This window comes from Streptomyces lunalinharesii, from assembly GCF_039532155.1.
GTDB classification, from domain to species: domain Bacteria; phylum Actinomycetota; class Actinomycetes; order Streptomycetales; family Streptomycetaceae; genus Streptomyces; species Streptomyces lunalinharesii.
Genome location: NZ_BAAARK010000007.1, coordinates 37,956 through 60,268 on the forward strand (window position 1 = coordinate 37,956; position 22,313 = coordinate 60,268).

Consider the following 22,313-nt stretch of genomic DNA (forward strand, 5'->3'; position numbering starts at 1 on the left):
CGTCACGTGCCGTCCGCGGCGTCCCGCACGCCCGTCAAGAAGCGCCGGACCGTGGCCCGTTCCTCCGCGTCGAAGGTGTCGAGCAGGCTGCGGACGCGGGCGATCGGCGGGCCGAAGAACGCCTGTCCCAGGGCGATCGCCTGCGGCTCCACGGCCAGCAGGACGCGCCGCCGGTCGCGGGTGTCGCGGACCCGGCGCAGGTGCCCGAGCCGCTCCAGGCGGTCGACCAGGGCCGTGGTGCCCGCGGAGTTCAGGCCGAGTCGGGCGCCGAGCCGCCCGGCGGTGAGTTCCTCGCCGGCCCGGGCCGCGTCCAGCAGCGCGATGAGCGCCCGCAGGTCGGTGGGGTGCAGGCCGTTGCGGGCCGCGAACCGCGCGCCCGCCAGGTCGAGTCGGACCGTCACCTCGCGCAGCAGGTGGACCAGGTCCATGCCGTCCGGTTGCGGTTGTGGTTCCCGCGCCACCGCCACGGTGCTCCGTCCCTCCCGCGCCCGACCGCGCGCTTTGAACCGTCGACCGCCGCCGGTCGGGCGGCGTACGCTCCTCATTATCTCGCTGAGCAAGATACTTGCTCGACGAGGTGATGTGACCGTCGTCCGTCCCGCCGCCGTCGGCCGTCCGTCCGCGGCCCTTCCCGTCACGGAGGCGCACCGTGCACGTCAAGCGCACCCCGCCCACCACCGCCGCGTCCCGGAGGCCGCCGGCGCGCCCGGCCTCGCCGGCGTTCCTGGCCGCCTACCGGGAGGCCATGGCCCGCTGGCCGGTGCCGGTCGAACCGCTCGATCTGGACGGGGAGTTCGGCACCACCCGGGTCACCGCCTGCGGGCCGGCCGGCGGACCGCCGCTGGTGCTGCTGGGCGGCGGTGGCACCGCCTCCGCCGGCTGGTACGCCCGGGTCGCCGGCCTCGCGCGCACCCACCGGGCGTACGCGGTGGAGGTGCCGGGCACGCCCGGGCTGAGCGTGCCCGGCGGGCGCCCGCTGCGCCGGCCGGCCGACCTGATGGCCTGGTTGGACGGGGTGCTGAACGCGCTCGGGGCGGAACGGGCCGCGCTGCTGGGGCACTCGTACGGGGGCTGGCTCGCGCTGGGGTACGCGGTGCACGCCCCGGATCGGGTGGCGCGGCTGGCGCTGCTCGACCCGACGCAGTGCTTCGCGGGCTTCCGGGCGGCGTATTTGGCGCGCGCGGCGCCGCTGTTCGTACGGCCCGGCCCGGACGTGGCCCGGCGGTTCCTGGCGTGGGAGGGCCGCGGCGGGCCGGGGGTGGCGCCGGAGCTGGTCCGGCTGATGGGCGTGGGCGGCCGGGAGTTCCGGGGGCGGCCGGTGACCGGGCCGCGGCCGGCGGCGGCGCGGCTGGGCTCCGCCGCGCCGCCCGCGCTGGTGCTGCTGGCCGGACGGAGCCGGGCGCACGACGTGCGGCGGGTGGCGGCGGGGGCCGGGCGGGCGCTGCCGGGGGCGCGGGTCGTGACGCTGCCGGGGGTCGGGCACCACGCGTTGCCGGAGCTGCGGTCGGCGGAGCTGGAACGGGAGTTGACGGGGTTACTGACGGGGTGAGGGCGGGTCGGCGCGCACCGGCCCGCCCGTCCGTTCACAGGGCGTCGGCCCAGTCCGGCAGGGGCTCCCGGCGCCGGGCCCACTCCTGGCCCAGCGCCGCGGTCCCGGTGCCGGCCCCCACCACCCCGCCGGTGATGGCGCAGGTGGTGTCCACGTCGCCGAGGCCGGCCGCGGCGGTCCACAGGGCGGCCGGGAGGTCGCCCGGGTGGCGGGCGGCGCACCACAGGGCGAACGGGACGGTGTCGTCGATGGGGGTCCCCCCTGCTCGTTGAGAGCTTGGGGGAGGATCCGGTGGCCGCTGCCGAGGGCCGCGGCGGCCTCCTCGGGACCGGTGCCGGACGGGAGGTCGGCGGCGCGCAGCAGGCCCTGGCGGACCGGCCCGTCGGGGGTGCGGGCGGCGATCTCGGTGAGCGCCGGCGGCGCGCCGCGGGCGGCCAGTGCGGCGGCGACGGCCACCGCCACCGCGCCGGCGACGCCCGGGGGGGGTGGGCGGCGGCGCACCGCAGGATCCGCGGGCCGTCAGTCCCCGGCCGCGCCGCGGGCGATGGCGTGGGCGACTTCGGCCGTGCGGGCCGACTCCTCGGCGGCGAACCGCTCGGCGTCCATCTGCTCGGCGAGTTCCTCGTCCTGGGCCATCAGCAGGTCCAGGTTGGCGTCGCCCAGGTCGAAGACGCCGAGGTCCAGGTAGGCGCGCTGAAGGCGCGGGCCCCACAGGCCGATGTCCTTGACGCACGGGACGATCCGGCTGAACAGCAGCTTCCGGAAGAGCCGGAGGAACTCCGAGCGTTCGGTGAACTCGGCGGCCTGCGCAGGAGGGATGCCGAAGTCCTCCAGCACTTCCGTGCCGCGCAGCCGGTCGCGCATCAGGTAGCAGCCCTCGATGACGAACTCCTCGCGTTCGCGGAGTTCGGCGTCGGTGAGCTGCCGGTAGTGGTCGCGCAGCGCCATCCGGCCGAAGGCGACGTGCCGGGCCTCGTCCTGCATGACGTAGGCGAGGATCTGCTTCGGCAGCGGCCGGGTGGTGGTGTCGCGGATCATGCCGAAGGCGGCCAGCGCCAGCCCCTCGATGAGCACCTGCATGCCGAGGTAGGGCATGTCCCAGCGGGAGTCGGCGAGGGTGTCGTCGAGCAGTGCCTTGAGGCTGTCGTTGACCGGGTAGAGCATCCCGATCTTGTCCTTCAGGAACCGGGCGTAGATCTCCGCGTGCCGGGCCTCGTCCATGGTCTGGGTGGCCGAGTAGAACTTGGCGTCGAGGTCCGGGGCGGACTCCACGATCCGCGCGGCGCACACCATCGCGCCCTGCTCGCCGTGCAGGAACTGGCTGAACTGCCAGGCGGCGTAGCGCTGCCGGAGGTCGCCGCGGTCGCGCTCCGTCATCCGGTCCCAGTGGGGCGTCCCGTAGAGCGACAGGGACTCGTCGGGGGTGCCGAGCGGGTCCGCGGGGTCCACTTCCAGGTCCCAGTCGATCCGCGTGGCGGCGTCCCACTGCTTGTCCTTGCCCTTTTGGTAGAGGGCCAGCAGCCGGTCGCGCCCTTCGTCGTACTCCCAGGTGAAACGGGCCGCGCCGGTGGCCGGCACGGTCCATCGGGAGTCGCCTGGATCCTGCACGTACAGCTCTCGGGTCGACACCGCGCCGCACCTCCTTCGCCCGCCGAACGCCTCGTGGCGGGCGGGCCGTTGGCAGGTTCACACGCTTCTTACCGGCGGGTCAATAAGTCGTGCGCGAGGGATTGACGTCCTTGCTGACAAGCAGTCTCATAAGAGGCAGCCGCATGTGACCGCGGGTAACTTCGACCGTGAGGTGTAGCCAGAGCCATGACGAGCGCGCCCACCGCAATGACCGAGGCGGACATCGATGTCCTGCGGGACGCCCTCGGGCAGCTCAAGGACCGCGAGCAGGTCGCCGAGCGACTGCTCGCCTCCTCCGCCAAGCACTCCTTCGACCCCGACGCCGAACTCGACTGGGACGCGCCCTTCGAGGAGGGCAAGTGGTTCTGGCCGCCGGAGCTGGTGTCGCTCTACGACACCCCGATGTGGCGGCGGATGAGCGAGGAACAGCGCATCCTGCTCTCCCAGCACGAGGCCGCCGCACTGGCCTCGCTCGGCATCTGGTTCGAGATCATCCTGATGCAGCTGCTCGTCCGGCACATCTACGACAAGCCGGCCACCAGCGCGCACGTCCGGTACGCCCTCACCGAGATCGAGGACGAGTGCCGGCACTCCAAGATGTTCGCCCGGCTGATCTCGCGCGGGGACACGCCCTGGTACCCGGTCAGCCCGGTCCACCTGAACCTCGGCCGCCTGTTCAAGACGATCTCCACCACCCCGGGCTCGTTCACCGCCACCCTGCTCGGCGAGGAGGTCCTCGACTGGATGCAGCGGCTGACCTTCCCCGACGAACGGGTGCAACCGCTGGTGCGGGGCGTGACCCGGATCCACGTGGTGGAGGAGGCCCGGCACGTGCGCTACGCCCGCGAGGAGCTGCGGCGGCAGATGGTGACCGCGCCGAAGTGGTCGCAGGAGTTCACCCGGGTCACCTCCGGCGAGTTCGCCCGGGTCTTCGCCATCGCCTTCATCAACCCCGAGGTCTACACCAATGTCGGCCTGGACAGGCGGGCGGCCATGGCGCAGGTGAAGGCCAGCGGCCACCGGCGCGAGGTCATGCAGAGCGGCGCCAAGCGCCTGACCGACTTCCTGGACGAGATCGGGGTGTTGCGCGGGGTGGGCCGGCGACTGTGGCGCAGCTCGGGGCTGCTGGCCTGAACGTCCCGCCCGCACCGGCGCGGGCCCCGAGCACCTGTACGAAGCGGAAACCCCGGCGGTTACGCTGCTGTTCATGAACGGCAGCGGCACCGCCCCAGCAGTACCCAGACCCGCCTACCGCAGGCTGAGCGTGGAGCAGCGCCGCAGCCAGCTGCTCGCCGCCGCGCTGGGGCTGTTCGCCCAGCGCGCGCCGGAGGACGTTTCGTTGGACGACGTCGCCACCGCCGCCGAGGTCTCGCGGCCGCTCGTCTACCGCTACTTCCCCGGCGGCAAGCAGCAGTTGTACGAGGCGGTGCTGCGCAGCGCGGCCGACGAGCTGGAGCAGTGCTTCGCGGAGCCGGAGTCCGGGCCGCTCACCCAGCGGCTGGGCCACGCCCTGGACCGCTACCTGGCCTTCGTCGACCAGCACGCCGCCGGATTCAGCGCCCTGCTCCAGGGCGGCAGCGTCGTGGAGACGTCCCGGACCTCCGCGATCGTGGACGAGGTGCGGCGGGCCGCCGCCGAGCAGATCCTGCACCACCTCGGCGAGCCGGCGCCGGGTACGCGGCTGCGGACCACGGTCCGGATGTGGATCACCGCGGTCGAGGCCGCCTCGCTGATCTGGCTCGACGAGGGCAGGCAGCACGCCCTCGACGAGCTGCGGGGGTGGCTGGTGGACCACTTCGTCGCGCTGCTGACCGCGACCGCGGCCCGGGACGCACAGACCGCGCGGGTGATCCGGGCGGCGCTCAAGGGCGAGGCCCCGGACGGGCCGGCCGGCGAGCTGGCGCGTCGGATCCTCCCCGTGGTGAGCGAGGCCGCCCACCTGCTGTGAGACTGGGGTGGTGCGCAGCGAGAACACCCTCTTCGTCGGCGGTCCCCTGGACGGCCGGGTCCTCCCCGTCCTGGTCGGCCCCACCGGCCTGCCCCCGAAGACCTACGAGATCCCGGTGCCCCGCGACGACGGTCGGCCACCCGAGCTGCACGTCTACCGCCGGATCCCCGGACCCACCGGCCGCCTGGGGCTGCCCCGCGGCTGGCGGTACGCGTACGACCCGGCGGGCCGGTCCGGCAGTACGGGACCCAAGTGGCCCTGGCAGAAGCGGAGTTGACGGTCCGCGCCCCGCTCTCCGCGGCCGCGCCCCCGCCCACAGTACGATCAACGGGGTTTCCACATGTCTACCGAAGGAGGAGCCCCATGGCTCAGGTCACGCTGAAGGGCAACCCGGTGCAGGTCAACGGCGAGCTGCCGGGCGCCGGCAGCCAGGCGCCGGCTTTCACCCTCGTCGCCGACGGGCTGGCGGACGCGTCGCTGAAGGACTTCGCCGGCAAGCGCAAGGTCCTCAACATCTTCCCCAGCGTCGACACCCCGACCTGCGCGTCCTCCGTGCGCACGTTCAACGAGAAGGCCGGCGACCTCGCCAACACGGTGGTGCTCTGCATCTCCGCCGACCTCCCCTTCGCCCAGGCCCGCTTCTGCGGCGCCGAGGGGCTGGAGAACGTGAAGAGCCTCTCCCTCTTCCGCAGCCCGGAGTTCCGCGCCGAGTACGGCGTGGCGATCGCGGACGGCCCGCTCGCCGGGCTCGCCGCCCGTGCGGTCGTCGTGCTGGACGAGAACGACACGGTCCTGCACGCGCAGCTCGTGCCGGAGATCAGCGAGGAGCCCGACTACGACGCGGCCCTTGCCGTCCTGAAGTAGGTCCCGATCACGCCCGCCCCGCCCTGCGGGGCGGGCGCCCGGTCCCGGCCGGTCAGGCCCCGGTCAGCGACGCCAGGTAGGCGCCGGTCTTCTCCGGCTCGGAGAAGTAGGCGAAGGGCCCGCAGGCCCGCTACCTGCGATTTCCCGGCAAGCAGCGGGCCTACTGCGCCCCGTGGGCCGTCTCTGGGCCGTCAACGCGGATTCTGGGCCTTGCCGTAGACGGGCGCGATCGCTGCCCGCGTCCGCTCCTGACAGCTCGGCACCAGGTGATGCGTGGATCCGCAGCGCCAGCCCGGCATCCACGTGCCCCAGGTACTCGCTGACGGCCTTGGTGTTCTCGCCGCCCACATGGAGGTCGGCACCTCCCGCCGCCGCGCGGGCACCCCACAAGGCGGGGGAGGTCTGCGGGAGGGGACTGCCGGAAGCCCCCACATCACTGTGGTCACTCTCTGCATGACGAGGGCACCACAATCGGCCGCACCTATCGGACGGCACCTCTGCGGAGGCCACTGCCCAATGCAGCACACCCCGTCGGCGGCGAACGGGATCGCCGGGCCGGGGTTGAGCCGGGCGACGCACACCCGGGGGCATGGCCCCGACCTGGAGTTGAGCCGAGCGAGCCGGGCAGATTCACGAAGTTCCCGCTCTGCCGACACCGACACCGTCACGCCGGCGCCGCGGAAGGGTGTGATCGCCACCTGAATCCGTAGGGCGAGGACACCCTTGCCAGGCACTCGGCACGGGCCCTTCCAGAGCCCCGCTGGCAGGCACCTCCCTCGGCTCCCTGAACACCAGAAATCGCAGTTCAGGTTGGAGAGTCAGGGCCGGGAAGCAGTCAGGGAGAACCTCTGCACCCCTCCCCACCTCCCTGGCGCAAGAAATGGCCGCCGGTGGCTTGATCGACGGCCGCTCGCCCGCACAAAGGTGACGCCATCACCTGCTGATCGTTCCAATTCCTGACGTCAGTCGGAAAAGGAGATCAACCGAATCATGAGCAAGCGTGCATACCTCACTGGAGCCCTCGGCGGAGCCGTGCTGGCCACTGCAGCCTTCTTCGCCGTCCCTGCTGCCCATGCCGGCAGTCAGCCCGAGCCCATCGTGGTGAAGGGGAACCTGATCGAGAAGCGTGTGAGGGTGCCTTCCGAGATCAGCGTGGCAACCTGCCCTGCGGGAACCCGCGTTGTCGGAGGCGGCTACACCGCCGCCTCGAAGCCCGTCAGCGGCGGGTCAGTTCCCTTGAACGTGCTGGTCAACGCCCCCACGGACGACGGTACCGGCTGGCAGATCCAGGCCGCCTTCGCCGACAAGCAGCAGGCGTACGCCCTCTGCGCGACGCCCGCAGGCTGACGGTTCTGGTAGCCGCTACTGGGTAGTGGGGCGAGCACCCCACTACCCAGTAGCTCTGCGTGCCGCTGAGTCTTCAGCGACCGGGCTCGAAGGGTTGGCGACAGCACCTTGGCCGGCCCGAGCAGGCCGCCCTTGGCGCCGCTCATGGCCACCAGCACAGCGGGCCCGGCAACCGCCAACTCGCTGGCCCACAGGCCCACTTGCCGCTGGCGGGGTCGCTGACGTCAGCGACCCCGCCCGGGCCGTCTCCGGGCCGCCCGGCAAGAGCCGATGACGACCGACAACGACCGACAACGACCGCGAGAATACTGGTCAGAAGCCGGTCAGGCCCCGGTCAGCGACGCCAGGTAGGCGCCGGTCTTCTCCGGCTCGAAGAAGAAGTTCTCGAAGTCGGACGGGTCGTTGAAGCCGTTGGCGAACCGGTCGGCGGCGGGCTGGAGCTGGCCGGCGGCGCCGAGCAGGTTCAGCACGTGCTCCGGCGGCGGCGCCAGCATCGCGTTGGTCCACTTGGTGACGTGCCGGGCGGTGTCCCAGTAGCGGTCGAAGGTGGCCCGCATCCAGTCCGCGTCGAACGGCCGGTCGCCGTGCTCGACGATGGCGGAGAGGTAGGCCGCGGCGCACTTGGACGCCGAGTTGGAGCCCTGGCCGGTGATCGGGTCGTTGGCGACCACCACGTCCGCGACGCCCAGGACCAGGCCGCCGGAGGGCAGCGTGCCGATCGGGTTGCGGACGGTGGGGGCGTAGCGGCCGGCCAGCGTGCCGTTGGCGTCGGTCAGTTCGACGTCCGCGCTGCGCTCGTACTCCCACGGCAGGAACGTCTTCATCAGGTCCAGCGTGAGCGCCAGGTGCTCGCGGGGGTCCCGCACGCCCTGGAAGGCGTCCACCGGGCCGCCGGGGATGCCCTCCCAGAAGAGGATGTCGGCGCGGCCGGAGACGGTCAGGGTCGGCATCACGAACAGTTCGCCGACGCCGGGCACGATGTTGCAGCGCACCGCGTCGTACTCCGGGTGCTCCGGGCGCGGGCCCATGCCGTGCACGTAGGCGACGGCCAGCGCGCGCTGCGGGGCGTCGTACGGCGAGCGGGCGGCGTCCCGGCCGAACATCGACACCAGCTCGCCCTTGCCGGCCGAGACCAGCGTCAGGTCGTAGCGCTGCGCGAAGAAGTCCAGGTCGGAGACGGCCGCACCGTGGATGACGAGCTGGCCGCCGCGCTGCGCGAAGGTCTCCATCCAGCCGGCCATCTTCACGCGCTGGTCGACGGACTGGGCGTAGCCGTCGAGCTTGCCCACCCAGTCGATGGCGCGCTGGGTGCCGCCGGGCTCGGCGTGGCTGCCGGGGGCGGCGACCGAGACGCCCAGGCCCTCGATGCGCGGCGCCTGGCTCTCCCAGAAGTTCAGGGCCAGGTCGCGCTCGTGCTGGAGGGCGGTGTGGAACATGCACTGCGTCGACATGACCCGGCCGGAGCGGATCTCGTCGGCGGTGCGGTTGGACATCAAGGTGACCTCGTAGCCCTGGGACTGGAGGCCGAGGGCGAGTTGGAGACCGGACTGGCCGGCTCCGACGATGAGTATCTTCCGCATGGCGGGCTCTTCTCTGTTCCTGCTGTTCGGGGTGCTGAGGGGTGGCGACAGGAGGCTATTCGGGCGTGACGTCCAGTGCGTGACCGACCAGCGCGAGCAGCGCCTGGATGACCGTGGACCGGCGCCGCGCGTCCATCACCACGACCGGCACCTGCTCCGGCACGGTCAGCGCGTCCCGGACGTCCGCCACGTCGTACCGCTCGGTGCCCTCGAAGTGGTTGACCGCGACGACGTAGGGCAGGCCACAGCTCTCGAAGTAGTCCAGCGCCGGGAAGCAGTCCTCCAGCCGGCGGGTGTCGGCCATCACGATCGCCCCGATCGCGCCGCGCACCAGGTCGTCCCACATGAACCAGAAGCGCTGCTGACCCGGCGTGCCGAACAGGTACAGCACCAGTTCCTGGTCGAGGGTGATCCGGCCGAAGTCCATGGCGACCGTGGTCGTGGTCTTCTCCGGCGTCGCCGTCAGGTCGTCGGTCGCCTCGCTGGCCTCGGTCATCACCGCCTCGGTCTGGAGCGGGGTGATCTCCGAGACCGATCCGACGAAGGTGGTCTTGCCGACGCCGAAGCCACCGGCCACCACGATCTTGGTGGCGACCGGCGCCTGCGCCCGGTCCATCTGCCAGCTCTGCAACCCCGCGTCGGCGGTGTCCGGGCCGGCCGGTGCCGCGGAGCCGGCGGCCGGCCCCGTCCCGGTCGCTATCGTGTCAGAGCCTGTGAAGTCCACTCAGCACCCTTTCGAGCAGCGCGCGTTCGGGCCGGCCGGTGCCGTGCCCGGTGCCGTAGACGCGAATCTTTCCCTGGTCGGCGAGATCGCTGAGCAGGACGCGGACCACGCCCAGCGGCATCTTGAGCAGCGCGGAGATCTCCGCGACCGAGCGCATCCGGCGACACAGCTCGACGATCGCGCGCATCTCCGGCATCACGCGGTCCCCCCAGCCGCCCGAGGTGAGTTCGGGCCGCTCCTCGGGGGCCTCCAGCGCGGCCACGAAGGTCTCGACGAGGAGCACGTGGCCGAACCGGGTCCGGCCGCCGGTCAGCGAATACGGCCGGACCCGCGCGGGTTTGCGGTCCCCGCCGCGCACGGGGAGTTTCGGGGTACTGCTCACTGGACGTTCTCCATCGACTTGCGCAGTTCGGTGCGGAGTTCGGGGGTGAGGACGTGGCCGGCCCGGCCGACGAAGAGCGCCATGTGGTAGGCGATGACGCTCATGTCGCAGTCGGGGGTGGCGTGCACGCCGAGCAGCGAGCCGTCGCTGATCGACATGACGAACAGGCTGCCCTCGTCCATCGTGACCATCGTCTGCTTGACCGCTCCGCCGTCCATCAGCTTCGCCGCGCCGTTGGTCAGGCTGCCGAGCCCGGACACGATGGTCGCGAGGTCGGCGCTGGAACCCAGGGGGCCGTCGGTGCCGGCGTCCGGCGCGAGGTCCTCCGCCCGGTCGGGGTCGGAGGACAGCAGCATCAGACCGTCGGAGGAGACCACCGTGACCGAGTGGATGCCGGGCACCTCGTCGACCAGGTTCCCCAACAGCCAGTGCAGGTTACGTGCCTGGGTGCTCAGCCCGTGTCCATACGCAGTGGGCGCTTGCGCCTTCAATCGCGTGCCTCCTCGCCGATATGGCTTTCTCCCGGGGCCCCCGCTCCGTCGGTGTCCGTCTGTGGGATGGTCTGCTCCGCGGTGTGATCCGCGATCTCGGCCGCCACGTCGCGGCGGCCGTCCCGCGCCCCCTGCTGGAAGCCGCCGAGCCGGCGGCGCAGTGCCTCGGCGTTGGCGGAGCCCATCTTGCGGGGCGCGGCGGGCGCCTTCTTCTGCGCCACGTTCTTGGGGGTGCGCTTGGGCAGCCCGGTGGTGGTCCGGCGCTGCGGCCGGGGCGCACCGGGTGCCTGCGCCGGGGATGCCTGGCCCGGGAGTTCCGGGTCGGCGGGTTCGGGGTCCGGGGCGGTGACCGGCTCCGGGGCCCGGTCGGGGGTCCCCTCCGGTGCCGGGCGGGTGTGCTGGTCGGGGCCTATCGCGTAGGGATCGGCGTCGGCGGGCGCCGGGGCCGCGTGCCGCCGCTTGCCGGGGGCCGGGACGACCGGGGCGCCCTCGGCCGGGGACGTGCCCTCGGCCGGCGGCGTGGTCTCCCCGGGACGGGTGTGCTCGCCGGTGGTGCCGGCGACGGTCCCGGCCGCGTACGGGCCGGGTGACTGGGGGCCGTACGGGCTCGGTTCGGCGTCGGCGGCGGCGTCGTGGGCGGTGGGCGGCGTGGCCGGGCCCTGCGACTGGGCCGGTACGGCCGGTGCTGCCGGTACGGCTGGTACGACCGGTTCCGCCGGGGCGTTCGGTGCCTTCGGTGCGGTCGCCGGCGCGGCTTCAGCCGCGGTCTGGGTGCCGAGCCCCGCCGCGTCGATGGCCCGCTCGGCCGCCGCGACGAACGGGTCGCCGGCGAGCCCGCGGCCGCCGGCCGGTGTCCGGTCGGCGGGCTCCGGTTCCGGCGCGGCCTCGGCGATCGGCGCGGCCTCGGCGGGCGGGGCGTCCGCCGCCGGGGCGGGGACCGGCGCCGCGGGTGCCGCGGCGGCCGGCGGTGCGGCCGCCTCAAGCCGGTTCGTGCGGGTCTGCAGGGTGTTGGAGTTGGCCTCCGCGATCGAGCCCGGGAGGGTCGGCGCGGCCGCCGCGGCACGGTTCGCCGCGGGGGCGGCGGGCACCGGCCCCGGACGGTTCGGCAGGATCGAGCCGGGCAGCACCACGACGGCGGTGACGCCGCCCTGCGCGCGGTCCCGCAGCTGGACCCGCGCGCCGTGCCGGGCGGCCAGCCGCACCACCACGTACAGGCCCAGGCCCAGCGCCTCGTCCACGGTCTCGGAGGTCGAGGCGGCCTCGGCGTCCGCGAGCCGCTCGTTGACCTCCGCCAGCCGGTCTGCGGTCATCCCGATGCCCTCGTCCTCGACCGAGAGCATCAGCTCGCCGCTCTCCAGCAGCCAGCCGGAGAGTTCGACGTGGGCGTCCGGCGGGGAGAACGCGGTGGCGTTCTCCAGGAGTTCGGCCACCAGGTGGCTGATGTCGTCGGCGGCGAACCCGGCGACCTGGGCGTGCGGCGGCAGCGAGGTGATGCGGACCCGCTCGTACCGCTCGATCTCGCTGACCGCGGCGCGCAGCATGTCCAGCAGCGGCACCGGCCCGGTGTGGCTGCTGCCGTGCTGTTCGGCGCCGGCCAGCACCAGGAGGTTCTCGCTGTTGCGGCGCATCCGCGCGCCGAAGTGGTCCAGCTTGAATAGGGTGTCCAGCCGCTCCGGGTCCTGCTCGGACTCCTCCAGCGTCTCGATGACCGCCAGCTGACGCTCCACCAGGCCCAGGGTGCGCAGCGAGAGGTTGACGAACCGGCCGTGCACGCCGGTGCGCAGCACCGCCAACCGCTCGTTGAGCGCGGCGACCTCTTCCTTGAGCGCTTCGGCCTGCTCCTGGAGGACCTCCCGCTCGGCGACCAGCCGCTGCCGTCCGCCGACCAGCCGCTTGCGCTCGCCCTCCATCTCGGCGGTGCGCCGGGCGGTGTCGGCGATCTGGGCGTGCAGCGCGTTGACGGACCGGACGGTGGCGGCGAACTCGTCGTTGCGGCCCTTGTAGCCGATGGGGTCCTCGTGGCCGGGGTCGGCGGCCAGCCGCTTGGCGCCGATCCGCAGCGCGGCCAGCGGCTGGGTGAGGGTGCGGGCGGCCCAGATGCCGGTGCCGACGGCGACCAGGAGGCACAGCCCCTCCAGGGCGATGACGATCTCCATGTCCGTCACGTCGTCGTCGCGCAGCTGGCCCAGGCGCTGGACCTCGGCGGTGGCGATGGCCGATTCGACGCCGCGCATCAGGCCGACGCGGGACGTCAGCGCCGACTCCACCCGGCGCCGGCTCAGGGCGATGTCCCCGGCGTCGAGGTAGGGCTGGTCGGTCAGCTTGGTGAGGTAGCGCTCGGCGGTGTCGACGTCGGTGCCGTTGACGGTGCGCTGGTAGCGGTCCCGGGCGTCCTGGCTGGCGGCCTGGTTGAAGTCGCCGAGCGCGCCCTGCTCGCGGACGTGCGCGACCTGTGCGGCGGCGGTCAGCCGGGGCTGGGCGCCGCCCGCCTTCAGGCCGGCGAGCAGCAGCGCGCGGGAGGCGGCGGCCTGGTCGACGGCCCGGCCGAGGGCGGGCAGGGCGCGGGTGTCGGCGGCGCCGGCGTCGGCCCGGGCGGGCAGGCCGCGGGCGATGTCGTCGCTGATCGTGCCGAGCGCCTGGACGGCCTCGCTGTAGGCGTCGTAGACCTGCTCGGCCGTGGACGGCCCGGCGAGCGCCTTCTGGCGGGTCTCCGGCAGCTGCTTGAGGAGCTTGTCGGCGGCGGCGAACGCGACGGTGTCGCCGGCCACGCCCTGGGCCTGGCTGCGCAGTTCGTCGATCTGCCGGTCCACCTGGGCGCGCTGGGACTCGGTGGGGGCCGCGGAGACGTTGCGGCCGGTGCGGCCGGCGGCGACGTACGCGGTCATCGCGTCGCGCTCGTCGGCGAGGGTGTGCGCGAGGGTGACGGCCTGGGAGTTCACCCCGGCCAGGTCGACCAGGTGCTGGCTGTCGCCCGCGTCGTGGACGGCCGTCATCAGGGCGGGGGCGCCGGCCCCCAGCACCGCCACCGCGACCACCGCGACGGCTCCCATGAGCCGGTTGCGGACCCGCGCGGGACGCCGTCCCGCGCCGTCCCCGGCGCCGCCCGCCGTCCCCGGTCCCGCACCGGGGCCCGTGCCCGGTACCGAGACCGATCCGGCCGGTGACCCCGGCTTGCCTGCGCCGCCCCGAAGCCGCTTCTTCCGCACCGCTGCTCGCATTCCTGTCTCGCCTGCCCACGCCGTGTTGGCGTCGCGGACCCGATTCGCTCACCACTCGCGGGGCGGATCTGCGCGAAGACCGCGGCAGCGCACAATTCCGCGAAGGGGAACAGCCCGGCTCTGCACGTCGCGACGGACGTCCTGACCACCCCGGTTGATCCGGGAAACGACCATTCCACCGGTGCCGCGCAGTGGCTCGGCAACACATGTCCGGCCACCTGAACGAGTGAACAACAATCGGAGTTTGACCATCAACTTCCGTGCGCCGCCCGCTCCGGCCGCAACCCCGCGCAACCCCCGGACGGGTTTGGAGATGTGTGCCGGTCCTGGAAGGATGCCCGCCCGCAGCCGCCGCCCGGGCCCGCCGCGGCCGACCGGGCCGCCGGTACCCCGCCGCCCGCCACGACCGTCGGCCACCGCTCGATTCCAGCCACCTCCGGCAGACTTTGCGACATGCGCATCGAACTCGCCACCGAGCCGGGGGATCCCCAACGCCCCAACGAGGACTACGCGTCGGTCGCCCTACCTGCCTCCGGGGAAGGCGGCGCCCTGGTGCTGCTGGACGGGGTGACCCCGCCGGAGGGGGACGACGGCTGCGTCCATTCCGTGCCGTGGTTCACCGCACGGCTCGGGGGCGCAATGCTCGAACTGTCGGTTTCACGCCGCGACATGACGCTGACTGAGGTCCTCGCCGCTGCGCTCGCCAGAACGGCCGACACGCACCGCGCCACCTGTGACCTTTCTCACCCCCGCACGCCGCAGGCGACGGTGGTCGCCGCCCGTTGGTCCCGCGAGGTCGTGGAACACCTGGTGTTGTCCGATTCCGTACTGCTCCTGGAGAAGGCGGACGGCTCGGTGCATCCCGTGCGCGACACCCGGCTCGACGCGCAGCCGCCCGCGGTCCGCGCCCGGCGCGCGGCGGTCCGGGCGCTGCCCCCCGGCTCGACCGAACGCGCGGCCGCGGCCCGGGAGTACGTCCGTGCGGTGGAGGCGCTGCGGAACGCCGAGGGCGGCTTCTTCACCGCGGCGGCCGATCCGTCGGTGGCCGTCCGCGCTGTCACCGGCACCACCCCGCGCGCCGAGGTCCGCGGGCTGACCGCGCTGAGCGACGGCGCGGGCCGCTGGGTGGAGGTCTTCCGCGCGGGCTCCTGGGCCGAGTGCGCGGCGCTGGTCGCCGGGGCCGGGCCGCAGGCCCTGATCGACCGGGTGCGGGCCCTGGAGGCGGCGGACCCGGAGTGCGCCGCGCATCCGCGGGGCAAGGTCCGGGACGACGCGGCGGTGGTCCGCGTCGCACCGTGACCCGGACGCGGCGGCCGTGCCTAAGGGGCGGGGTCCCACCGCCCCTGGGCCGGCGCCCTACCCCTCCTCGCCCTCCTGCTCCGCGTTCAGCCGGTGCAGCAGGCGGGCGAGTTCGGCGACCTCGGCGCGGTCCCAGGAGACGAGGTTGCGGGCGTAGCGGGCGCGGCGGGCGGTGCGGACGCGGTTGAAGCGGTTCCGGCCCTCGTCGGTGATCCGCACCAGCACCGCGCGCCCGTCGTGCGGGTCGGGGGCGCGGGCCACCAGGCCGAGCTTCTCCAGGGCGTTCAACTGGCGACTTATGGTCGCCTTGCCGACGCCGAAGAAGGCGGCGAGGTCGGTGGCGCGCTGGGCGCCGGCGTCGGCGAGCCGCACCAGCAGCCCGTAGGCGGCCGGTTCGAGGTCGGGGTGGACCTCGCGGGCGAGTTCGCCGGAGGAGGCCCGGGCGCGGCGCAGGAACACCGCCAATTCGCGCTCCAGGGACAGGAATGCGGGGTCCACTCCCATCGGCTCGCCGTCCGCCGTGGTTCCGCCGGCTCCGGTGTCGTGCACGTCAGCGCCCTTTCCCGCGTCGTCCCATCCAGCAATTCCCCCGTTGTGCCCCCGTGCGTTTCCGTCGCCTGAAATTTTCCTTCCCGGCCGGACGGACCCGCAGTTGGGACAGTATTTCGCAGGATTAGACCAACGGCAGCTCCCGACCCCCTTTTGTCACGGGGGTCTACGCGCGTATCGTCATTTGTGGCATGGCCACACCAAGTGTGGCCCCGGTTTCTCCCCCCTCTCAAGGTCACTTCTCCGCAAAGTCACCGACCGAGATCCACCGAGATCTACGGAGGCACGCAATGCCCGTGCTCAGATCCGGCTCCCCCCACCGTTCCCTGCGCTCGCGCGCCAGCGTGGCCGGGACCCTCCTCGCGACCGTCTCCCTCCTCGTCGGCCTGCCCGGCACCGCCGGTGCCGCGGCCGCCGCGCGCGCGCCCGAGCCCCGCCACCCGGAACTGGACTGGGCGGGCTCCCAGATCGCCCGGCACGAGGGCACCAAGGGCGGCGTGCTGCCGCCGCTGCCCTCGCTGACCGCGTCCGTCGAGGGCGTGGACGTCAGCAGCCACAACGGCAACGTCGCCTGGTCGACGCTGTGGAACGCCGGCGTGAAGTTCGCCTACGTCAAGGCGACGGAGTCCACCAGCTACACCAACCCGTCCTTCGCGCAGCAGTACAACGGCTCCTACAACTCCGGCATGATCCGCGGCTCCTACCACTTCGCCACGCCGGACACCTCCAGCGGCGCCGCCCAGGCCAACTACTTCGTCGACCACGGCGGCGGCTGGTCCAAGGACGGCAAGACGCTGCCCGGCGCACTGGACATGGAGTACAACCCCTACGGCGCGACCTGTTACGGGCTGAGCGCGGCCGGGCTGGTGAACTGGATGAAGGACTGGTTCGCCACCTACAAGGCGCGCACCGGGCGGGACGCCGTCATCTACACCTCCACCAGCTGGTGGAAGCAGTGCACCGGCAACTCCGCTGCGTTCGGCGGCACCAACCCGCTGTGGGTCCCGCGCTACGGCTCGTCGGTCGGCGAACTCCCGGCCGGCTGGGGCTTCCACACCCTCTGGCAGTACACCTCGACCGGCCCGACGGTCGGTGACCACAACCGCTTCAACGGGGCCTACGACCGGCTCCAGGCGCTGGCCAACGGCTGACGCCGCGGCGCGGCCGGCCCGTCCCTCCAGGGGCGGGCCGGCCGTGCGCACCGGTGGCCGGACCGGGCTAGGGCGTTTCTGACGCCCTAGGCGGCGACCGGGACCACCGGCCGCGCGCCGTTCGCGGCCGGCGTCAGGGCCAGCTCCAGCACCTGCCGGACGTCCGCCACCGGGTGGACGTCGAGCGCTTCGAGGACCTCGGCCGGGACGTCGTCCAGGTCCGGTGCGTTGCGCTGGGGGAGGATCACCGTGGTGAGGCCGGCCCGGTGCGCCGCCAGCAGCTTCTGCTTGACGCCGCCGATCGGCAGCACCCGCCCGGTGAGCGAGACCTCACCGGTCATCGCGACGTCCGGCCGGACCGGACGGCCGGAGAGCAGCGAGGCCAGTGCGGTGGTCATCGTGATGCCCGCGCTGGGGCCGTCCTTGGGGACGGCACCGGCCGGCACGTGCAGATGGACCCCGCGCTCCTTCAGGTCGCCCACCGGAAGCTCCAGTTCGGCGCCGTGCGAGCGCAGGAAGGACAGCGCGATGTGCGCCGACTCCTTCATCACGTCGCCCAGCTGCCCGGTGAGCGTCAGGCCGGAGGCCCCGGTCTCCGCGTCGGCCAGCGACGCCTCGACGTACAGCACGTCGCCGCCGGCGCCGGTGACCGCCAGCCCGGTGACCACGCCGGGCACCGCGGTCCGCCGCTCGGCCGGGTCCTGGGCCGACTCCGGGACGTGGTGCGGGCGCCCGATCAGCGGGCGCAGCCCGTCCGGCGCGACGGTGAACGGCAGCTCCCGCTCGCCCAGTTCGTGCTGGGCGGCCACCTTGCGCAACAGCCGGGCGACCGACCGCTCCAGGTCCCGCACGCCGGCCTCGCGGGTGTACTCGCCGGCCAGCTTGCGCAGCGCGTCGTCGGTCACGGCGACCTCGCCGGGGGCCAGACCGGCCCGCTCCAGTTGGCGCGGCAGCAGGTGGTCGCGGGCGATGACGACCTTCTCGTCCTCGGTGTAGCCGTCCAGCCGGACCAGTTCCATCCGGTCCAGCAGCGGCGCGGGGATCGCCTCCAGGACGTTGGCGGTGGCCAGGAACACCACGTCGGACAGGTCCAGTTCGACCTCCAGGTAGTGGTCCCGGAAGGTGTGGTTCTGCGCCGGGTCCAGCACCTCCAGGAGGGCGGCGGACGGGTCGCCCCGGTAGTCGGAGCCCACCTTGTCGATCTCGTCGAGGAGGACGACCGGGTTCATCGACCCGGCCTCCTTGATGGCCCGCACGATCCGCCCGGGCAGCGCGCCCACGTACGTCCGCCGGTGGCCGCGGATCTCCGCCTCGTCCCGGATGCCGCCGAGGGCGACCCGGACGAACGTCCGCCCCATGGCCCGGGCCACGGACTCCCCGAGCGAGGTCTTGCCGACGCCGGGCGGTCCGACGAGGGCCAGCACGGCGCCGCCGGCCCGCCGCCCGGAGGCGCCCGCGGACTCCGGGCCCGGCCCGCGCTCCGCCCGCCGCTTGCGCACCGCCAGGTACTCGGTGATCCGCTCCTTGACGTCCTCCAGCCCGGCGTGGTCGGCGTCCAGCACCCGCTTGGCGCCGGCGATGTCGTAGGCGTCCTCGGTCCGTTCGTTCCACGGCAGTTCCAGGACGGTGTCCAGCCAGGTCCGGATCCAGGAGCCCTCGGGGCTCTGGTCGCTGGCCCGCTCCAGCTTCTCGACCTCCTTCAGGGCGGCCTTGCGGACCTCCGCCGGCAGGTCGGCGGCCTCGACGCGGGCGCGGTAGTCGTCGCCCTCGTCCTCCGGGTCGCCGTTGAGCTGGGCCAGCTCCTTGCGGACCGCCTCCAGTTGGCGGCGGAGCAGGAACTCCCGCTGCTGCTTGTCGACGCCCTCCTGGACCTCCTTGGCGAGGGACTCGGCGACGTCCTGCTCGGCCAGGTGGGAGCGGAGCACGTCGGTGGCGTACTTCAGGCGGGCCACCGGGTCGGTGGTCTCCAGCAGTTGGCGCTTCTGCTCGCCGGTCAGGAACGGCAGGTACCCGGCGTTGTCGGCGAGCGTGGGGACGTCGTCGATGCCGGTGACGCGGTCGACGACCTGCCAGGCGCCGCGCTTGCGCAGCCAGCTGGTGGCCAGCGCCTTGTACGCGGTGACGAGTTCGCCGACGGAGCCGGGCAGCGGGTCGGGGACGGTCTCCTCGACGGGGGTGCCCTCCACCCAGAGCGCGGCGCCCGGCCCGGTGGTGCCGGATCCGATCCGCACCCGCCCCAGGCCGCGGATCAGCGCCCCGGGGTCGCCGTCGGACAGTCGACCGACCTGTTCGATCCGCCCGAGCGTGCCGATCGCCGCGTACGCCCCGTCGATCCGCGGCACCAGCAGCACCCTGGGCTTGCCGCCCGACGCCTCGGAGGTGACGGCGGACTGGGCGGCCTCCACCGCGGCCCGCACCTCGGCATCCGACAGGTCCAGGGGCACCACCATGCCGGGCAGGACGACCTCGTCGTCGAGGGGCAGCACGGGCAGGGTCAGCGTGGTGGACGCCGTGGACTCAGCAGTCATGATCTCCCCTTCGGCAAGCAAGTTGAGCTTTACTCACTCAATGCCGGTGGGTGCGGCGTTGTTCCCCCGGGCGTGTTCGCTGTGAGCGATCACCTGCGGGCAACTCGGTTGCGGGGCGGGGCACCTGGGGCGGGCGGGGCCCGTGCCGGCGGCGGCCGGCGCTACCAGTGGGCGGGGCGGCGCAGCCCCTGTGGCAGCCGGGTGGCCGCATCGCCCCGGGCCGCGTTCACCTGGGCCTGGGTCAGGAAGATGCTGCCGGTGAGGTCGGCGCCGCGCAGGTCGGCGTCCCGGAGGTCGGCGCCGATCATGTCCGCGGAGCGCAGGTCGGCGCCGCGCAGGTCGGCCGCGATGAGGTACGCCCCGCGCAGGTTGGCGCCCCGCAGGTCGGCGTCCTTGAGCCGCGCCCCCATCAGGTCGGCGCCCCGCCGCTCCTTCTTCCGGCCCGGCACCTCGGCCCGGACCGCCTCGCTGACCTTCAGCAGCAGGACGCTGACCACCTCGCGGTGGGCGGCCACGTCCAGCCCGGCCAGCTCCTCGGCGGTGCCCCGGGTCAGCTCCTCGGTCCGCTCCAGGGCGGCCCGCAGCTCGGCGTACACGGCGGCGGACAGTACGGCGCCGGCCGCGCGCGCACGGTCGGCGGAACCACGGTCGCCGGCGGACGGCAGGGCCACCGCCTCCGTGAGGTACCAGAGCAGTTCGTGCAGCTGGCGCATCACGGCGAACGCGTCGAACATCGGCCGGGCGGTCTCCGGCGCGGTCCGCCAGTCCGTCCCGCCGAAGGTGACCTGGGAGACCTTCTGGCCGGCGCCGAAGCACTCGAAGACCGTGCAGCCGGCGAAGCCGCGCTGCCGCAGGTCGCGGTGGACGCCGCAGGCGAAGTCGGTCCGCAGGTTCGGGCAGGGCCGGCCGGCCTCCTTGTCCAGGGCGAAGTCCGCCGAGCGCGCGAACGGCAGCGCCACGCAGCACAGGCCGAAGCAGTCGCCGCAGTCGGAGAGCAGCGGGAGCCGGGCGGCGTCCGGAGCCGGCGACGGGGTGGACGGACGGTCCTGGGCGGGGCGGCGGCGCTCGTGCGACACGGTTCTTCTCTGCTCCTGAGGCCGGCGGTCGCCCTTCGTCACGGCGCCCGCGAGGGCCCCATTCTCCGCGATCGACGGCGTGCATCGCGGCGCGGCCCGGACGGGCGGGCGGGCGGTGCCGGCCTCAGACCGCCCGGCCGGGCCGCAGCGCCGGGTGCCCGAGGTCGCCGAGCAGCGGGGCCGGCCCGGAGCGCTGCGCCCGCCAGTACCGGAGCAGCGGCCAGGCGGCGATCCCCAGGACGAGCGAGAGCGCGTGCCCCCAGTCGGTCATCGGATCGACGTAGGTCAGCAGGCCGGACAGCGCCTGGTAGCCGCCGGCGACCAGCACCGGCCAGCGCAGCCAGGCCGGCAGCAGTCCGGCGAGCGCCCCGACGCAGGTCATCACCCCGAAGCTGATGCCGTAGTCGAGGCGGTGCAGCGAACTGTCCGGCAGCCCTCCGGCGGCGACGGAGAAGCCGACCGGCACCTCCGTGGCGAGGGTGGCCAGCGCGTGTCCGCCGAAGAACACCGCCGCGCTGCGCACCCCGCCGATCCGCCGCTCCAGCGCGGTCAGCACGAAGAGGAACGCCAGGGCGAACCCCGAGAGCAGTCCGCCGGCGCTCCACAGGGCGCTGGCGACGAGCACCAGCAGCGGCGCCTGGGCGAGGTGGACCACGTCCGTGCTGGAGCCCTGGAGCAGGGCGGAGACCACCGAGGGGTCACCCTGCTCGGCGTAGAGCGAGGTGCCCACCAGCACGACCGCGTACCAGAACGTGAAGGGGGTGCCGGTGGGGGTGGGCAGCAGCCGCCAGGGGCGCAGCCGGCTCCGGCGTCGGCGGGCCGGGGTGGGGAGCACAGCCGCCGCGGCCGGCGGGGCGGCGGCGACCGGTGCGGCCGCGTCGCCGCGCTGCCGGGGCAGCCCGGTCAGGAGCACCGGGGCGCCCTCGGCCACCCCGTCCCCGACCGGCGGACCACCGGTCGTCTCGACCGCACTCGCCATCGCACGTCCCTTCCGACACCCCCGCGCACCGTCCGCGATCCACTGTGCACGGCCAATCCATGAGTCAGCTGTGCGAGTGACATCCCTCACAACCCGCAACCCCCGTGAGATGCACCGCGTCCATTTGGGCCGGCCTCCGGAGCCGCTCCGGCGCCCGGTCCGTCGCCGTTGAACCGCGCCCCGGGCGTTGGCCAAGATGGCCGCATGGCTCCCGATCACCCCTGGCATCCGACCGCCGGCACCGAGCCGGCCGTGCACACCCTCGACCGGCGCGAGGGCCCCTACGGAGAGGTGGTGCTGCGGCGCCGGGACCCGGGCGCCGCCGGCCCCCACGCCCCCGGACCGGACGGCCCGGTCTACGAGATCATCGCCAACGGCTGCTTCCTGATGGACACCTCCGACGGGCGTTCCGAACGGCGCCTGGTGGACGCCGCGCTGGCCGCGCTGCCGCCCGACCGCGCCCGGCCCTCGGTGTTGATCGGCGGGCTGGGCGTGGGCTTCTCGCTGGCCCGGGCGGCCGGCCAGCAGCGCTGGGGCCGGATCGCGGTCGTCGAACGGGAGACGGCGGTGATCGACTGGCACCGCACGGGCCCGCTGTCGGCGCTCTCCGGGCCGGCGCTGGCCGACCCGCGCACCGAGGTCCTGCACACCGACCTGGTGGCCCACCTGCGCGAAGGCGCCGGCCAACACGCCTACGACGCCCTGTGCTTGGACATCGACAACGGCCCCGACTGGACCGTCACCGAGGACAACGGCGGGCTCTACTCCCCCGCCGGCCTGGCCGCCTGCCGGGACCGGCTGACCCCCGGCGGGGTCCTCGCGGTGTGGTCCGCGCAGCCGTCGTCGGAGTTCGAGCGGGCGCTGGGAAATGCCGGATTCGAGGGCGTACGGACCGAAGAGATCCCGGTTGCCCGAGGCGTCCCGGACGTGGTCCACCTGGCGCTCCGGTCCGCGTAGGGCGCGTAGCCGACTGTCACATCATGCCCTTACGCTGCTGCC

General features: G+C 73.7%; 21 protein-coding genes. 9 read left to right on the top strand and 12 right to left on the bottom strand.

The genetic code is table 11. The features are described 5' to 3' along the window. Window positions 1–2 precede the first annotated feature (2 nt). A complete protein-coding gene (locus ABD385_RS13415) occupies window positions 3–428 on the bottom strand; it encodes a MarR family winged helix-turn-helix transcriptional regulator (protein ID WP_344575663.1) in 426 nt (141 codons plus the stop codon). 221 nt (window positions 429–649) lie between these two features. Between ABD385_RS13415 and ABD385_RS13420 the strand changes: the two genes are divergently transcribed. Continuing rightward, complete coding sequence (locus tag ABD385_RS13420; protein ID WP_344575417.1) at window positions 650–1,549, top strand: alpha/beta fold hydrolase; 900 nt, start codon at window positions 650–652, stop codon at window positions 1,547–1,549. A gap of 34 nt (window positions 1,550–1,583) precedes the next feature. Here the strand turns inward: ABD385_RS13420 and ABD385_RS13425 are convergent, their stop codons facing one another. Continuing rightward, window positions 1,584–2,072, bottom strand: a complete 489-nt coding sequence (locus ABD385_RS13425) for an ADP-ribosylglycohydrolase family protein (RefSeq protein ID WP_344575665.1) — start codon at window positions 2,070–2,072, stop codon at window positions 1,584–1,586. Next, window positions 2,069–3,178 (bottom strand): ferritin-like domain-containing protein, encoded by a 1,110-nt coding sequence (locus tag ABD385_RS13430; RefSeq protein WP_344575418.1) that lies wholly within the window; start codon window positions 3,176–3,178, stop codon window positions 2,069–2,071. The genes ABD385_RS13425 and ABD385_RS13430 overlap by 4 nt, the downstream gene beginning before the upstream one ends. Before the next feature lie 186 nt (window positions 3,179–3,364). Between ABD385_RS13430 and ABD385_RS13435 the strand changes: the two genes are divergently transcribed. The 5 genes from ABD385_RS13435 to ABD385_RS13455 all read left to right on the top strand — a co-directional run bounded on the left by ABD385_RS13435 (window position 3,365) and on the right by ABD385_RS13455 (window position 7,337). After that, a complete protein-coding gene (locus ABD385_RS13435; protein ID WP_425585396.1) occupies window positions 3,365–4,312 on the top strand; it encodes an AurF N-oxygenase family protein in 948 nt (315 codons plus the stop codon). A gap of 73 nt (window positions 4,313–4,385) precedes the next feature. Beyond that, on the top strand, window positions 4,386–5,126 hold the full coding sequence (locus ABD385_RS13440; RefSeq protein WP_344575419.1) for a TetR/AcrR family transcriptional regulator: 741 nt from the start codon (window positions 4,386–4,388) through the stop codon (window positions 5,124–5,126). 10 nt (window positions 5,127–5,136) lie between these two features. Beyond that, a complete protein-coding gene (locus tag ABD385_RS13445; RefSeq protein WP_344575420.1) occupies window positions 5,137–5,403 on the top strand; it encodes a hypothetical protein in 267 nt (88 codons plus the stop codon). A gap of 86 nt (window positions 5,404–5,489) precedes the next feature. Next, the gene (tpx, locus tag ABD385_RS13450; protein ID WP_344575421.1) at window positions 5,490–5,990 is read left to right on the top strand and encodes a thiol peroxidase; all 501 of its coding nucleotides are present in this window, start codon (window positions 5,490–5,492) and stop codon (window positions 5,988–5,990) included. 990 nt (window positions 5,991–6,980) lie between these two features. Next, window positions 6,981–7,337, top strand: a complete 357-nt coding sequence (locus ABD385_RS13455; protein WP_344575422.1) for a hypothetical protein — start codon at window positions 6,981–6,983, stop codon at window positions 7,335–7,337. Between the two features lie 323 nt (window positions 7,338–7,660). Here ABD385_RS13455 and ABD385_RS13460 read toward each other — a convergent pair whose 3' ends face one another. The 5 genes from ABD385_RS13460 to ABD385_RS13480 all read right to left on the bottom strand — a co-directional run bounded on the left by ABD385_RS13460 (window position 7,661) and on the right by ABD385_RS13480 (window position 13,564). Next, window positions 7,661–8,917, bottom strand: a complete 1,257-nt coding sequence (locus tag ABD385_RS13460) for a styrene monooxygenase/indole monooxygenase family protein (protein ID WP_344575423.1) — start codon at window positions 8,915–8,917, stop codon at window positions 7,661–7,663. Window positions 8,918–8,972: 55 nt separating this feature from the next. Then, window positions 8,973–9,533, bottom strand: coding sequence for a GTP-binding protein (locus tag ABD385_RS13465; protein WP_233657105.1), 561 nt, complete (start codon window positions 9,531–9,533; stop codon window positions 8,973–8,975). An 88-nt stretch (window positions 9,534–9,621) separates the two neighbouring features. Beyond that, complete coding sequence (locus tag ABD385_RS13470) at window positions 9,622–10,023, bottom strand: DUF742 domain-containing protein (protein ID WP_344575424.1); 402 nt, start codon at window positions 10,021–10,023, stop codon at window positions 9,622–9,624. Continuing rightward, on the bottom strand, window positions 10,020–10,514 hold the full coding sequence (locus ABD385_RS13475) for a roadblock/LC7 domain-containing protein (RefSeq protein WP_344575425.1): 495 nt from the start codon (window positions 10,512–10,514) through the stop codon (window positions 10,020–10,022). The genes ABD385_RS13470 and ABD385_RS13475 overlap by 4 nt, the downstream gene beginning before the upstream one ends. Further along, entirely contained in the window at window positions 10,511–13,564 is a 3,054-nt protein-coding gene (locus ABD385_RS13480) for a sensor histidine kinase (protein ID WP_344575426.1), read from the bottom strand. Before ABD385_RS13480 ends, ABD385_RS13475 begins: the two co-directional genes overlap by 4 nt. Before the next feature lie 621 nt (window positions 13,565–14,185). Between ABD385_RS13480 and ABD385_RS13485 the strand changes: the two genes are divergently transcribed. Further along, the gene (locus ABD385_RS13485) at window positions 14,186–15,031 is read left to right on the top strand and encodes a hypothetical protein (protein ID WP_344575427.1); all 846 of its coding nucleotides are present in this window, start codon (window positions 14,186–14,188) and stop codon (window positions 15,029–15,031) included. A gap of 57 nt (window positions 15,032–15,088) precedes the next feature. On the opposite strand, the gene ABD385_RS13490 is transcribed toward ABD385_RS13485, so the two are convergent. Further along, a complete protein-coding gene (locus ABD385_RS13490; RefSeq protein ID WP_425585397.1) occupies window positions 15,089–15,580 on the bottom strand; it encodes a MarR family winged helix-turn-helix transcriptional regulator in 492 nt (163 codons plus the stop codon). Between the two features lie 290 nt (window positions 15,581–15,870). Between ABD385_RS13490 and ABD385_RS13495 the strand changes: the two genes are divergently transcribed. Further along, on the top strand, window positions 15,871–16,731 hold the full coding sequence (locus tag ABD385_RS13495) for a lysozyme (protein WP_344575428.1): 861 nt from the start codon (window positions 15,871–15,873) through the stop codon (window positions 16,729–16,731). A gap of 86 nt (window positions 16,732–16,817) precedes the next feature. Here the strand turns inward: ABD385_RS13495 and lon are convergent, their stop codons facing one another. From lon to ABD385_RS13510, 3 genes are all read right to left on the bottom strand, one after another. Next, complete coding sequence (gene lon / locus ABD385_RS13500; protein ID WP_344575429.1) at window positions 16,818–19,259, bottom strand: endopeptidase La; 2,442 nt, start codon at window positions 19,257–19,259, stop codon at window positions 16,818–16,820. 161 nt (window positions 19,260–19,420) lie between these two features. Beyond that, window positions 19,421–20,335, bottom strand: a complete 915-nt coding sequence (locus ABD385_RS13505) for a pentapeptide repeat-containing protein (protein ID WP_344575430.1) — start codon at window positions 20,333–20,335, stop codon at window positions 19,421–19,423. A gap of 124 nt (window positions 20,336–20,459) precedes the next feature. Beyond that, window positions 20,460–21,314, bottom strand: coding sequence for a rhomboid-like protein (locus ABD385_RS13510; RefSeq protein ID WP_344575431.1), 855 nt, complete (start codon window positions 21,312–21,314; stop codon window positions 20,460–20,462). 204 nt (window positions 21,315–21,518) lie between these two features. Between ABD385_RS13510 and ABD385_RS13515 the strand changes: the two genes are divergently transcribed. Next, complete coding sequence (locus ABD385_RS13515; RefSeq protein ID WP_344575432.1) at window positions 21,519–22,271, top strand: spermidine synthase family protein; 753 nt, start codon at window positions 21,519–21,521, stop codon at window positions 22,269–22,271. The last annotated feature ends 42 nt before the right edge of the window (window positions 22,272–22,313 follow it).